The organism is Campylobacter devanensis (assembly GCF_002139915.1).
GTDB lineage: Bacteria > Campylobacterota > Campylobacteria > Campylobacterales > Campylobacteraceae > Campylobacter > Campylobacter devanensis.
Window position 1 is genome coordinate 339,347 of the sequence record NZ_CP018788.1, and the last position, 14,284, is coordinate 353,630.

General features: G+C 34.8%; 16 protein-coding genes. All 16 read left to right on the forward strand.

Annotated elements, in window-relative coordinates; all coding sequences use genetic code 11:
* The first annotated feature begins 57 nt into the window (after window positions 1–57).
* The 16 genes from CIGN_RS01735 to dapB all read left to right on the forward strand — a co-directional run bounded on the left by CIGN_RS01735 (window position 58) and on the right by dapB (window position 14,284).
* Entirely contained in the window at window positions 58–696 is a 639-nt protein-coding gene (locus tag CIGN_RS01735; RefSeq protein WP_152023674.1) for a TVP38/TMEM64 family protein, read from the forward strand.
* Window positions 693–1,304 (forward strand): non-canonical purine NTP pyrophosphatase, encoded by a 612-nt coding sequence (locus CIGN_RS01740; RefSeq protein ID WP_086302059.1) that lies wholly within the window; start codon window positions 693–695, stop codon window positions 1,302–1,304. Before CIGN_RS01735 ends, CIGN_RS01740 begins: the two co-directional genes overlap by 4 nt.
* A gap of 90 nt (window positions 1,305–1,394) precedes the next feature.
* Window positions 1,395–3,341 carry a TonB-dependent receptor domain-containing protein gene (locus CIGN_RS01745; RefSeq protein WP_086227365.1) on the forward strand — a complete coding sequence of 649 codons (1,947 nt, stop codon included), beginning with the start codon at window positions 1,395–1,397 and terminating at the stop codon, window positions 3,339–3,341.
* A gap of 1 nt (window position 3,342) precedes the next feature.
* A complete protein-coding gene (locus CIGN_RS01750) occupies window positions 3,343–4,032 on the forward strand; it encodes an energy transducer TonB (protein WP_086302060.1) in 690 nt (229 codons plus the stop codon).
* 109 nt (window positions 4,033–4,141) lie between these two features.
* Window positions 4,142–5,362, forward strand: coding sequence for a saccharopine dehydrogenase family protein (locus tag CIGN_RS01755; protein ID WP_086289818.1), 1,221 nt, complete (start codon window positions 4,142–4,144; stop codon window positions 5,360–5,362).
* A gap of 50 nt (window positions 5,363–5,412) precedes the next feature.
* Window positions 5,413–5,613, forward strand: a complete 201-nt coding sequence (rpmE, locus tag CIGN_RS01760; protein ID WP_086225649.1) for a 50S ribosomal protein L31 — start codon at window positions 5,413–5,415, stop codon at window positions 5,611–5,613.
* A 4-nt stretch (window positions 5,614–5,617) separates the two neighbouring features.
* A complete protein-coding gene (gene rsmI / locus CIGN_RS01765; protein WP_086302061.1) occupies window positions 5,618–6,433 on the forward strand; it encodes a 16S rRNA (cytidine(1402)-2'-O)-methyltransferase in 816 nt (271 codons plus the stop codon).
* 191 nt (window positions 6,434–6,624) lie between these two features.
* Window positions 6,625–7,311: a 23S rRNA (guanosine(2251)-2'-O)-methyltransferase RlmB gene (rlmB, locus tag CIGN_RS01770; protein WP_086268890.1), complete on the forward strand. Its 687-nt coding sequence runs from the start codon at window positions 6,625–6,627 to the stop codon at window positions 7,309–7,311.
* Window positions 7,304–8,224, forward strand: a complete 921-nt coding sequence (locus CIGN_RS01775; protein WP_086225652.1) for a hypothetical protein — start codon at window positions 7,304–7,306, stop codon at window positions 8,222–8,224. Before rlmB ends, CIGN_RS01775 begins: the two co-directional genes overlap by 8 nt.
* Window positions 8,218–9,036 (forward strand): hypothetical protein, encoded by an 819-nt coding sequence (locus CIGN_RS01780; protein WP_086225654.1) that lies wholly within the window; start codon window positions 8,218–8,220, stop codon window positions 9,034–9,036. Before CIGN_RS01775 ends, CIGN_RS01780 begins: the two co-directional genes overlap by 7 nt.
* A 10-nt stretch (window positions 9,037–9,046) precedes the next feature.
* Window positions 9,047–10,255, forward strand: a complete 1,209-nt coding sequence (locus CIGN_RS01785; RefSeq protein WP_086225655.1) for an LL-diaminopimelate aminotransferase — start codon at window positions 9,047–9,049, stop codon at window positions 10,253–10,255.
* Window positions 10,252–11,517, forward strand: coding sequence for a homoserine dehydrogenase (locus CIGN_RS01790; RefSeq protein WP_086253896.1), 1,266 nt, complete (start codon window positions 10,252–10,254; stop codon window positions 11,515–11,517). Before CIGN_RS01785 ends, CIGN_RS01790 begins: the two co-directional genes overlap by 4 nt.
* A 3-nt stretch (window positions 11,518–11,520) precedes the next feature.
* On the forward strand, window positions 11,521–11,859 hold the full coding sequence (locus CIGN_RS01795) for a YraN family protein (RefSeq protein ID WP_086225657.1): 339 nt from the start codon (window positions 11,521–11,523) through the stop codon (window positions 11,857–11,859).
* Between the two features lie 176 nt (window positions 11,860–12,035).
* A complete protein-coding gene (trxA, locus tag CIGN_RS01800; RefSeq protein ID WP_086232468.1) occupies window positions 12,036–12,350 on the forward strand; it encodes a thioredoxin in 315 nt (104 codons plus the stop codon).
* Window positions 12,351–12,468: 118 nt separating this feature from the next.
* A complete protein-coding gene (trxB, locus tag CIGN_RS01805; RefSeq protein WP_086225660.1) occupies window positions 12,469–13,407 on the forward strand; it encodes a thioredoxin-disulfide reductase in 939 nt (312 codons plus the stop codon).
* A 115-nt stretch (window positions 13,408–13,522) separates the two neighbouring features.
* Window positions 13,523–14,284, forward strand: coding sequence for a 4-hydroxy-tetrahydrodipicolinate reductase (gene dapB, locus CIGN_RS01810; RefSeq protein ID WP_086298815.1), 762 nt, complete (start codon window positions 13,523–13,525; stop codon window positions 14,282–14,284).

Consider the following 14,284-nt stretch of genomic DNA (forward strand, 5'->3'; position numbering starts at 1 on the left):
ACAATGGGTTGAATTCTATCTAAATATACCTAAATATTTTCAAAATTTAGCAAAAATTTGGATAAAATTACGCTTTTAAAAGAGAAATTTATGATTAGATTGATTTTATTTGGCGTTTTTATGCTTTGTTGCGTGGTAATTTTATGTAGTATAAATCAGCGTGATTTGATAAATTTAATGGGCGAATTTAGCAAATTTGATTGGGTGATTTATATTGGGTGCTGGGCGATTTTGCCAGTATTTTTATTTCCGGCTGGGATTTTGGCTATTGGCGGTGGGGCGATTTTAGGCTTTTGGGAGGCTTTAATCTGTGCGATGATAGGGGTCGGGATAAACTCAGCTATAATGTATTTTATCGCAAGATATTTTAGTGGGGCTTTTGATACTGCTAAATTTGAGAGAATTAAAAATAAATTTTGTAAGGATGAATTTAGTCTAATAATTTTGCTTAGATTAATACCAATTGTGCCTTATAATGTCGTGAATTACATGGCTGGGGCGTTGAGGTTTGATTTTGTTAAATTTATCATTGCTGGGGTGCTTGGGAAGTTTATTAGTGCGGTGCTATTTATAAATTTAGGTAGCAATATAGCAAATTATAAAAGTTATGAATTTTGGCTAGCCTTAGCCCTTGTAGTTGCGATGGGTTTGGTGGCGTTTTGGGTTAGAAAAATTCTAAATAGGAGAGTTGGATGAAGATTGTTTTAGCTACAAATAATATGGATAAAGTAAGGGAGATTAAGGCTTATTATAATCAATTTGAAGTTTTGGCTTTGGGTGATATATGTAAGCCCTTTGAGATCCAAGAGTATGGCAAGAGCTTTTATGAAAATGCGATGATAAAAGCAGATGCTGTGTATGAGAAGATTAAAGAGCTTGGAATTGAAAATGAGTGTATAGCTCTAAGTGATGATAGCGGGATAAGCGTAGAAGCGCTTGGTTTTGCTCCTGGGATCTACTCAGCTAGGTATAGTGGCGAAGGGGCGAGTGATGCGAGCAATAGAGCAAAATTGATTAGTGAGTTAAAAAGATTAGGCTTAAGCCACGCTAAGGCATTTTACACCGCCTGTATCGGCATCGGCTCTAAATATGGCAGATATGGCGTCCATGGATTTATGCATGGCAAGGTTATAGATAAAGAGCTTGGGGATAATGGCTTTGGGTATGATTTTATGTTTATTCCTGATGGATTTGATAAGACTATAGGGCAGATTGATGAGAGTATCAAGCTTCAAATTTCACACCGATCTAAGGGGCTAGAACTAGCTAAGCCTATACTTAAAATGTTGAGTAGATATTATTAAATTTATATAATTGAAATAAATATTAAGCACAAAGTAATAATTATTTCGGTATTATTTTAGCTTAATCTATAATATTTTAAGGAGTATTTTATGAGATTGCTTTGTGCTTTGTGTGCCGCTGCGAGTTTATACGCTCAAGATTTAAATTTAGGTAGAGTAAATGTAACTCAAAGTTATGAAAAAAGCATTTTAGACAATCCCATAACTACACAAATCACCAAAGACACTATACTAAATTCACCCGATCTAGCCAAATCTTTGCTTGATATAAGTGGATTTAATATGGTTAGAAAAGGCGGTGGCGGTAGCGAAGTATCATATCGCTCAGGGCTTTCGGCTAGACTGCCTATATATACAGATGGATCTGAAATTCACGGCGGTTGCGGTGGTCGGATGGATACAGCTATAACCTATATCGCACCGCAAAATTACCGCTCAATTAAGATAATAAAAGGCCCTCAAGATGTGAGATATGGAGCACTAGTTAATGGTGGATTGCTCTTTGATAGGGGGATTATTAGATTAAATGAGCTTAGCTATGGTGCTGATATATCTATGCTTGCTGGTAGCTTTAACCAAAGAGAGTTAAGTGGCGAGGCGATCGGCGGAAATGAGCTTGGTAGTATCCAAGTAAATGGCGGAATTTACCAAAGCGATAATTACAAAGATGGCGATGGAAACATAGTCCATTCAGAGTATTTTCGCAAACAAGGCGCTATAATCGCCACATTAACACCAAATGAAGAGAGTGCTATTAGCCTTAGTGCTGACTTTGGCGATGGCGAGGCGGCTTATGCTGATAGGGCGATGGATGGGACAAAGTTTCAAAGAGAATCTTATAATCTAGCTTTAGAGCAGGCCTTAGGTAGCCACACTTTGAATTTACAAGGTTATTATCACTATATAGATCATGTGATGGATAATTTTAGCCTAAGACCAGCAATGCCAAATAGATATAATATCAGCAATCCAAAAAGAGAGATTATCGGCACTAAAGCCGAGATAAAACTAAATTTCGATACTATAACTACATATATAGGTGGCTCTTATAGAGAAGATAAGCACTCTAGTAGAATGACTCAAAATGCCATTAATGCCACCGAGGCACGAAATACGCTTTTTTCTAAGGATTATAACAAAAATGCTCTAATTAGCACATCTTCTGTATTTACTCAAAGCGAGTATCTTAGTGAGGATTATGGGGTATTTGGCGGTATTAGATTAGATAGGGTTGAGATAGATAAATATCTTGCTGGTAGATTTGATAGATCTAAAATTCAAACCCCAATATCTGGATTTATGCGTTATGAGAGATATTTTGATACATTAAGCTTATATGCTGGGGTTGGTAGAGCTGAGAGAGCATCGGATTTTTGGGAACTTCAAAAAGTTGATGGAATGAGCTTAAAAACCGAAAAAAATCACCAAATCGACCTAGGTACTATCTATGATAATGGGAATTTGAGTTTAAGCACAAATTTATTTGTGTCTAAAATAGATGATTATATCATTTTAAATTACAATGGCGCTACATCTTCATTTAATACAGATGCCCTTTTGATGGGTGGAGAGATAGATGCTAATATATTGATTAATAATTTTTATAAGCTTGGTGCGGGGTTATCGTATGTTTATGGCGAGAATTTGAAAGATACAAATGGATTAAAAGATGGCGATCCACTGCCTCAAATTTCGCCTTTGGTTTTTAAAGCTGTTGCCGGTTTGGTGCGTAATGAGTGGTTTGTCGATTTGGATTTTTATGCTAATGCTAGCCAACATAGATATAAAGAGAATTACGGCAATGTCGCCGGTAAGGACTTAGGCTATAGCGATAGCTTTTGGACTATTGGGCTAAATGCTGGATATAAATACAAAAATTATCAAATTATGCTAGCAGCACTAAATTTAAACGACGCACTATATAGCTATCACACTAGCAAAAATGGCGCCGAAATAGCCACGCTTGATATCCCAGCTACTACTAGAGTTTATGAGCCGGGGCGAAGCTTTTGGGTGAAATTAAGAGCAAATTTCTAAAATGGAGCAAAAAGCACTCAATATAACTTCATTCATATTTTCACTATTGATATATTTTGTGCTTGTGGTTCTTATAACCTTTGGTGCTAAAATAAATTTAGGCAAGGATAAAATAGTTAGTGAATTTGAAATTTATATAGTAGAATCTGATATAAAACCAAATTCGCTAAATCCCATAAAACCGCCAAATTCATCTATAAATCCATCAAATTCATCCATAAATTCACCGAGCACGCCAGATCCCCAAACCCGTAAAATCCCAGCTCAAAAATCCCAAAAACCAACCCAAAAAATCCAAACCACAACCCAAAATTTAACCAGAGCAGCCTATCAATCATCACAACAAAATACCCCTATAAATAGCCCATCAAAATCAAATGAGCCAACCCCTAGCCAAAACCAAATCACCAAACTAAGTAGCGATAGCGAAATATTTAAAAGATTAAAAGATGAAATCGCCCAAAATACCATCTATCCAAGAGCCGCTAGAAGAGCTAGATTGAGTGGTGTAGTAGGCGTGGAGTTTCAAATAGATAAAAGCGGTATAAGTAATGAGAAAATCTCACGCCCCAGCCAGCATAAATTGCTCAATGAAGCGGCGCTAAATGCGATTAAAAAAACAAAGCCAAATTTAGAAAATATAGATAAAAAATATAGCATTTTTATGGAGATTGCTTTTGAGCTTAGATAAGTATTTTGAAAATATTAATTTTTTGTTAAAGTGATTTTTGCTTAAAGTATGGAGTGAATTTTAGCTAAATTTGGCTATAATTACTAAAAATTCAGACAAAGGATAGAAAATGAGTCATATCTTAATTATCGGAGCAGGCGGAGTAAGTCAAGCAGCAACGGTAAAATGTGCGATGAATTCGCAAGTTTTTACCAAAATCACTCTAGCAAGTCGCACCAAAAGTAAATGTGATAAAATAGCTAAATTTATAAAAGACAAGGTCGGAGTGGATATCGATACGGCGGCGATAGACGCCGATGATACAGCTGCTGTTGTAGAGCTTATTAAAAATATTAAGGCTGATTTATTACTAAATGTTGCACTTCCATATCAAGACCTTACGCTTATGGACGCATGCTCGCAAACTAAAATTCCATATATAGATACAGCAAACTATGAACACCCAGATACGGCTAAATTTGAGTATAAACTTCAATGGGCTAAAGATGGTGATTTTAAATCTGCTAATACTATGGCGCTTCTTGGTAGTGGATTTGATCCGGGCGTTACTAATGTATATTGTGCTTATGCGAAGCAATATCTATTTGATGAGATTGAGTATATTGATATTTTGGATTGTAATGCTGGAGACCATGGGTATGCGTTTGCTACTAATTTTAATCCTGAGATAAATTTGCGTGAAGTTAGCGCAAAGGGTAGATACTACAAAGATGGAAAATGGATAGAAACCGAGCCGATGGAGATAGGATTTAGCTGGGATTATCCAAAAATTGGCCCAAAAGATAGCTATTTGCTCTATCATGAAGAGCTTGAGAGCTTAGTTAAAAATATCCCTACTTTAAAGCAAATTCGCTTTTTTATGACCTTTGGGCAGAGTTATCTAACTCATATGAAATGTCTAGAAAATGTAGGTATGCTAAGGATTGATGAGGTTGAGCATAATGGAGTTAAAATCGTCCCAATTCAGTTTTTAAAGACTTTGCTACCTGACCCAGCAAGCCTAGGTGCTAGAACCAAAGGCAAGACAAATATAGGTTGTGTGATAACAGGTATAAAAGATAATAAGCCAAGAAAAGTTTATATCTATAATGTATGCGATCACCAAGAGTGCTATCAAGAAACTGGCGTTGGCGCTGTTAGCTACACTACAGGAGTGCCAGCAATGATAGGCTCAATGATGGTAGCAAAGGGTATTTGGAGTGGAAATGGGGTATTTAATATGGAAGAATTCGATGCCAAACCATTTATGGATGAGCTAAATAAACAAGGCTTACCATGGGAGATCATAGAGATGGCACCAAATGAGACTAGATTAATCAAGGAAATTTAAGCCAAATTTAGATAAAATCCCAACTTTTAAACCCAAAAAAAGGAAAAGCAATGAAAAAAGATATACATCCAGAGTATGTTGAATGCACAGTTAGCTGCGCTTGCGGTAATACATTTATTAGCAAGTCAAACAAGCCAGAAATCAAAGTAGATATTTGCAGTGCTTGTCATCCATTTTTCACAGGTAGTGAAAAGATCGTAGATAGCGCAGGTCGTGTAGATAAATTTAAGAAAAAATACGGAATGAAATAATCTTTTGCTCTACTTTCTTCCTACGCCAATTGGCAATTTAGATGATATCTCAAAGAGATGCCTGGACATCTTGAACCTTTGTGATATCATAATCTGTGAAGATAGTAGAGTAACTAAATCCCTTATAAATCTTCTAAACACAAAATATAATCTAAATATAAATCCATCTGAATTTTACTCTCTTCATACTCATAACGAGAGTGAATTTTTTACTAAATTTGAAGCTAAAAAATTAATAGAAAATACTGTAGTATATGTAAGCGATGCTGGAATGCCATGCATTAGCGACCCAGGAGTTGCATTAGTAGAATTTGCTCAGCAAAATGGTATAAATTACGAGGTATTAAGTGGAGCAAATGCAGCACTTTTAGCCGTGGCAGCAAGTGGAATTGTGCAAAAAGAGTTTACATTTTTAGGGTTTTTGCCAAATACTGGAAGAGGTAGAGAACTAGCTATACAAAATGCACTAAATTTGACTTATCCAGTAGTGATATATGAATCGCCAAAGAGAGTCTTGCAGCTAGTTGAAGCTATTGCAAAGCTAGAGCCTAAACGGGAGATTTTTGCTATTAAAGAGGCTACTAAGAAATTTGAAGCTAAATTTAAAAATAGTGCTAAAAATCTAGTTGCTATGCTTAAGAGTGCAAATTTAAAAGGTGAATGGTGTATAGTAATTGATGGTTCAAAAAATAACACCCAAAATACTATAAGCGTAGCTGATATAAATGAATTAGACATTCCTCCAAAGCAAAAAGCTAAACTCCTAGCCAAGCTTACTGGTAAAAGCGTAAAAGAGATATATGCCCAGTTAAATGGGTAATTTTAGGATAAATTTATATAGATTATTAAAGCTTTATTAGAAGCGATCTTTTGTAAAATAGTATTTATTGTATGATTATTTTATTAATCATAAGAAGTTTCTTAACAATGATAATATAGAATTTTACAAAAATTCATTTTTTTTGCTAAAAATAAGCTAAAATTTAAGGGCTTTTAGATACCATAATCGCTATGATTATCTATGGAAAACAGCTATTTTTACATTTGTTAAAACATCATAAAGACAAGCTCGAAGAGATATATCTAGCAAAAGAGGTTCAAAAAGATATATTTAGCCAAATAGCAAAAGTCGGCTTGAAAATTCAAAAAGTTGATAATCAAAAAGCCCAAGCGCTTGCCCGTGGAGGCAATCATCAAGGCTTTTTAGCAAAGGTAAAAGATTACGAGTTTGCTAATTTAAATGAGATTAAAAAGTCTGATTATTTAGTGATTTTATATGGTCTTAGTGATGTAGGAAATATTGGCGCTATAGTAAGGACTGCTTATGCATTGGGTGCTGGCGGTATAGTTATAGTAGGTAAAAATGAGAGCCTAGCAATGCAAGGAGTAGTGCGTGCTAGTAGCGGTGCAGCGTATGAACTACCAATTGCTTTATGCACTGATGGGTTAAGCTTTATAAATGAGCTTAAGCAAGTTGGATTTAAAATTTATGCAGCAAATGCCGGAGGCAAGAATACTAAAGAATTTGAATTTGAGCCTAAAACTGCTTTAATTATGGGTAGTGAAGGCGAGGGAATACCAAATAAGGTATTGCAAAAATGCGATGAGAGTCTAGGCATAAATATGCGCAAGGACTGGGATAGCTTAAATGTCAGTGTGGCGTTTGGAATATTATTTGATAGGATTATAAATGGCTAATGGTATAGAAAAACTTTTAGAAATGGATTTAAAAGAGGTAACTAAGCACACTCATATCGAGACTGAGTATCTAAGATATATGTGTGAAAAAAATTTCGAAAAACTTCGCAAATTAAATGCTTCTGGTTTTGCTAAGATTTTAAGCCGTGAATATGATATGGATTTACAAGGCTGGATTGATGAGTATAATGAGTATTGTAAAGAACATAATGGTGATGATAATGCAGGTTTTACAGTAGCGCCAAAACTTCCAGCATATACACCAAAAACCGATAATAGTATGGCTTTAACAGTAATTTTGGTTGTAGTATTAATCATAGTAGCACTAGTTTGGGTAGTTAAATTTACAAATATTTTAGATAATATAGAGTTACCAAGTTTTGATAAAAATCAAAGCGTAACCTACTCAGCAAATGCCGTAGTAGAATCAGCTAAAGAGAATTTAGAAGCAATTAGTCAAACAATAGAAAAAGTGGTTCAAAAAGATGAAAATATCACTACTGAATCTAATCAAACTAAAATAGACTCAAATTCAACTTCTATAGAGGCCAATGCGACTACAGAACTAAAAACTCAAACTCTAAATATAGAAACTACAAAAGTAGAAGTACCACAGATTACAGCGCCAACCAATGAAATTGCTAAAATTATTCCAACTAAAAATATATGGATTGGTATTAAAGATATTGATGGTAAAAATAAAAGATTTCATACAACTAAAAATCCTATCGATCTAAATTTAAGCACTGATCAACTAATTCAAACAGGCCACGGCGAGTTAATTTTAGAGATTGATGGGGATCAAAAGAAATTTAGCGTTCAAAAGCCATTAAGATTTGTAATTCAAAATGGCACAATTAGAGAGTTGGAGTATGACGAATTTGTGAAACTAAACAAAGGTTCTCAATGGTAAGAGTAGCGTTTCTATTTTGTGTTTTTGCTTTTAGTTGTTTTGGATTTGATTTACATAGCAATATCAAAAGTATAATTTCAGAGCAAAGTTACGCTAAAAATAGAGATAAAATCGAGCAGATATTTGCTATAGAGTCTGATTTTATTGATAGTAGGGGTAATCCAAATTACGCTAAAATTACAAATACTTTAAGAGTAAATTCGCTCTTAAATCTTAGTTTTTCTTTGCCGGTGAATTTAGAAATTGCCTTTTATAGTCCAAGTTCTGATATTTTGCTTTTTAAAAGTGTATCTGAAGCTCTTAAAAATCTTGGCTATTCATATTTTTTGAGTAAGTCATTAAAGACTGATACTCAAGGAATAGTTTGGCAAATATCTATGAATTCACGCTTTTTGCTAGATCCAGGTGCGATTTATAGAGAGCTTGGAAAGAATCAAATTTATATAAAAGATATTAATCGTGATGGTGAGTTTAGTTTTACTTATAGTATTGATGCTAGCAAAGCTATATTATCTACACATCAATATATTAGTGATAGCGAATTTGACCTTGCAAAGCCATTAGAGCCATATTTTTTAAATATTAGTGGCAAAAGTGAGGCTTTAATAAAAAGCTACGCTTCTGATAGTTGGATTTGCGTTATAAAGGTACTTGATAGGGATCTAAATTTGATTACACAGATTAAATCAGATAAACCAGAAAAAGAAATATATATCAAATTTCCACCAAATTCATACTATATGCTAATTGATGATGCTTTTAGCTTAGAAAATATTAAGCGTGGATTAAAAATATATATAAAATCAAATTAAGGAGTTTTTTATGTTTGATGAAATTAGATTTAACACTATTGAGAGGTTGCCAAACTACGCATTTGCCGAGGTCAATGCGATTAAGATGGCAGCACGTAGAGATGGGGCTGATATTATAGATTTTTCGATGGGAAATCCAGATGGTAGAACACCACAGCATATTATAGATAAATTATGCGAGAGCGCTATGAAGGATAAAACTCATGGTTATAGTGTTAGTCAAGGTATTTATAAACTTCGTGTTGCGATATGTAACTGGTATAAAAGAAAATATGGCGTAATACTAGATCCAGAAACCGAAGCAGTCGCAACTATGGGTAGCAAAGAGGGATTTGTCCATCTAGTACAAGCCATCACAAATCCTGGTGATGTAGCTATTGTACCAGATCCAGCCTATCCTATTCATACTCAAGCTTTTATTATAGCAGGTGGAAATGTTACTAAAATGCCACTTATTTATAATGCAAATTTTGAAGTAGATGAGAATAAATTTTTTGAAAATTTAGAACATGCTATAGAAGAAAGTATTCCAAAGCCAAAATATGTTGTAGTAAATTTTCCTCATAACCCAACTACTGTAACCTGCCAAAAGAGTTTTTATGAGCGTTTAGTAGATATGGCTAAGCGTGAGAGATTTTATATCATTAGTGATATTGCTTATGCTGAGCTTACATTTGATGGATATAAGACCCCAAGTATATTTGAAGTAGATGGTGCAAAAGATGTAGCTGTAGAGTGTTATACCTTATCCAAATCATACAATATGGCCGGTTGGCGTGTAGGATTTATATGTGGTAATAAAAAATTAGTAGCCGCACTCAAAAAGATAAAATCGTGGTTTGACTATGGTATGTTTACCCCAATCCAAGTAGCGGCCACCGTAGCACTAGATGGAGATCAAGACTGCGTTGAGCAGATTAGACAGACTTATGAAAAACGCAGGGATACACTCATAGAAGCTTTTAGCGCAGCTGGTTGGGAGATAGCAAAACCTAGAGCTAGTATGTTTGCTTGGGCAAAATTACCACCGCAAGTAGGAAATATAGGAAGTAAAGAATTTGCTAAGCAGCTATTGACCAAAGCTTGCGTAGCTGTTAGCCCTGGTGCTGGATTTGGTGTGGCTGGTGATGAGTATGTCAGGATTGCATTTATAGAGAATGAAAATCGTATTCGCCAAGCTGCTAGAAATATCAAAAAATATTTAAAAGAAGTCCAATGAGAGTAGCGATATTAGGTGTTGGGACAGTAGGAACTGAGGTTGCTAATGTGCTCATTAAAAATAGCGATCTAATCGTCTCAAGAGCTGGAGTTAGTATAACTCCAGTAGTGGGTGTAGTAAGGAATTTATCAAAACATAAAGACTCAATAATTCCACTAACTGATGATATAGATAGTGTTATAAATAGAGATGATATTGACGTATTTATCGAACTAATGGGCGGAATTGATAAGCCCTATGAGATTATAAGTAAGATTTTAGAGCGCAAAAAGGCTGTAGTAACAGCAAATAAAGCGCTATTGGCTTATTACAGAAATGAGCTTGAAGCACTTGCTGGAGATACGGCATTTGGATATGAAGCTAGTGTAGCTGGTGGGATACCAATTATAAAAGCTTTAAGAGAGGGCTTAAGCGCAAACCATATTCAAAAAATAATGGGTATAATGAACGGAACGAGCAATTATATTCTAACAAATATGATGAATAGTGGAGTGCAATTTGACGAGGCGCTTAAAAAGGCTCAAGAGCTAGGATACGCCGAGGCTGATCCGACCTTTGATATAGGTGGATTTGATACGGCACATAAATTACTTATATTAGCTAGTATTGCCTATTGTGTGCATGCTAAGCCTGAAGATATTTTGATTGAAGGTATTAGTCAAATTAGTAGTGAGGATATATATTTTGCTAATGAATTTGAATATGCTATCAAGCTTTTAGCTATTGCTAAGCGTGGAGAAGGTACTTTAGAGCTTAGAGTTCATCCAGCATTTATTAGCAAAGATAAGATGCTAGCAAATGTAAATGGGGTAATGAATGCTGTAAGTGTCGTAGGTGATGCAGTTGGAGAGAGCTTATTTTATGGTGCTGGTGCTGGTGGGTCTGCTACAGCAAGTGCAGTTATAAGTGATTTAATAGATATTGCTAGAGAGATTAGAAATCCTATGCTAGGATATAAAGCTCCACTAGAGTCTGCACCATTAAAACTTCTAAAGCCTAACCAGATTAGAACCAAATATTATTTAAGATTAAAGGTAGCTGATGAGGTTGGGGTTTTGGCTAAGATTACAAATTTAATGAGTCAAAATAATCTCTCAATTGATAGTTTCTTACAAAAAGCAAAAAGCAAAGATGAAGGATGTGCTACCTTATTTTTTACTACTCATACTTGTTTAGAAGCTGATATGCTAAGAGTAATTAATAGCTTAGAAAATGAGAACTTTATCAAGGCTAAGCCATTTATGATTAGGATTGAGAGTTAATCTTTGGGTTTAGCTGAATATCTTTTTGGTCATGAAGCTGAGAAAAGTGCTGCTAAATTTTTATCAAAAAATGGCTATAAGATACTCAATTTAAACTATAAAACTAAATTTGGAGAGATTGATATCATTGCTAAGCGTGATTCAACTCTTCATTTTATTGAGGTTAAAGCCTCAACTAAAGATTATCAAACTATCTATAGAGTAACAAAATCTAAATTGGAAAAAATTATAAAAGCTATAGATTTTTATATGCTAAACTCAAATTTAAATTTACCATATCAAATCGATATAGTCTGTATAAATAATCAAAATATAGAATTGATAGAAAATATTACATATTGATTAAATTTCTTCTTTCATTTTTTTAAAATTTAATAATTAATAAAAATTATTAACTTTTATATTTTATAATAAGCCTTGATTTGATGAAGTTTGAGTTACCTAAAATTATGTTTGTTAGTTTTAGTTTAACTTTTTTGATGTATAATTTTTATTGTAAAACCATAGAAGGAGATAAAATGGGTAAATATATTGAATTAACTGCTGAAAATTTCAATATCGCTAAAGAGGGCGTTGCTCTAGTAGATTTTTGGGCTCCATGGTGCGGACCATGTAGAATGCTAGCTCCAGTTATTGATGAGTTGGCTGAAGAGTTCGATGGTAAAGCAAAAATCTGTAAAGTAAATACAGATGAGGTTCAAGATTTAGCTGTAGAATACGGCGTACGCTCTATTCCAACTTTACTATTCTTTAAAGATGGAGAGATTAAAGAGACATTAATTGGCGCTCAATCTAAAGCTGCAATTGCAGATAAAATCAATTCACTTTTATAATTCAAACGGGGCTTTGCCCCGACTCACTTCATTTCAAATCAATTTTTAAGTTAAATTTATTTTTATGTAATATATTTGTAATATTGTATAGATATAAATTTAAAATTAGGAGACTATAATGTTAGATGTAGCTATAATTGGTGGTGGTCCAGCTGGTCTTAGTGCGGGGCTTTATGCTACTCGTGGTGGATTAAAAAATGTTGTAATGTTTGAAAAGGGTATGCCTGGTGGTCAAATCACTAGTAGCTCTGAAATGGAGAATTATCCTGGTGTCGCTACTGTTATGGATGGTATGAGTTTTATGAGTCCGTGGCTTGAGCAATGCACTAGATTTGGTCTAAAACACGAAATGGCGGCCGTAGAAAAAGTATCTAAAAATAGCGATGGCAGCTTTACTATCACTTTAGAAGGTGGCAAAACTGAACAAGCAAAAGCCGTAATTGTATGTACAGGCTCAACCCCAAAAAGAGCTGGCTTTAAAGGTGAGGATGAATTCTTTGGTAAAGGCGTTAGCACTTGTGCTACTTGCGATGGATTTTTCTATAAAAATAAAGAAGTAGCTGTTTTAGGTGGTGGTGATACGGCTATCGAAGAGGCTGAGTATTTAACTAGAATTTGCTCAAAAGTATATCTAATTCACCGCCGTGATACATTTAGAGCTGCTCCAAGCTCAGTTGAAAAAGTTAAGAAAAATGAGAAAATTGAGCTAATTTTAAATGCTACTATAGATGAAGTCTATGGTGATAGCACTGCTGGTGTAAAAGGGGTGAAAGTCAAACTAGCAGATGGAAGCATAAGAGATTTAGTAGTGCCTGGCATATTTACATTTGTGGGTCTAAATGTAAGAAACGAAGTATTAAAAGATGGAGATAAATTCATTTGCGATATATTGCCATCAGGTCAAGTAAAAGTTGATTTAAAAATGCAAACTTCAACTCCAGGTTTATTTGCCGCAGGAGATTTAAGACAAGATGCGCCTAAGCAAGTAGTCAGTGCCGCCGCAGATGGTGCTGTAGCCGCACTTAGCGCTATGAGTTACATTGAGAGCTTACATTAATTCTTAAGCCACTTGCCTTAGCGAGTGGCTCTTTTATAAAATTCAATTTACTTATATCAAATTTTTATCTTTTTTTAGCTAGAATAAAGTTTTAATTTATCCAAAAAGGGCGATGATGATTCGTATAGGTTTGCATGGGGCAAGTGGCAAGATGGGAAGCGAGATAATCGCAAATTTAAAAGGGCTTAATAATGCGAAATTATCAGTAGCATACACTATAGAGCCTATGAGCGTGGATGATGGTGTGATAGTAACTGATAAGTATGATGTTTTGTTTGATAATAGCGATGTGGTTATTGATTTTAGTATCGCAAAGGCATCTATAAATTTGATTAATTACGCTAGGACAAATCCAAAACCACTGGTTATAGGCACAACTGGGCTAGGCGATGAAGGGGGCGAGCTAATCAAACTAGCAAGTGCTATGATGCCAATACTTCAAGCTACAAATATGAGTCTGGGTGTAGCGGTGCTAAATCGCTTAACTGAGATAGCTAGTAGGGTGCTAAGTGAATTTGATATTGAGATTGTTGAGATGCATCATCGCAATAAGATAGACGCTCCAAGTGGTACAGCATTGACACTTGGCGAACATGCTGCAAAAGGTAGAAATTTAAGTTTAGCAAATGTTAGAGTAAGCGGACGAGATGGAATGATAGGAGCTAGAAGCAAAGATGAGATTGCTGTAATGGCTTTGCGTGGTGGCGATATCGTTGGACGCCATACAGTAGGATTTTATAACGATGGTGAGTATATAGAGCTTAATCACACAGCTACAAGTAGGGCTACATTTGCTAAAGGTGCGATAAAGGCTGGAATTTGGCTAGCTAATAAAGAGCCAAAATTATATACAATCTATGACGCTTTAGGAATATAA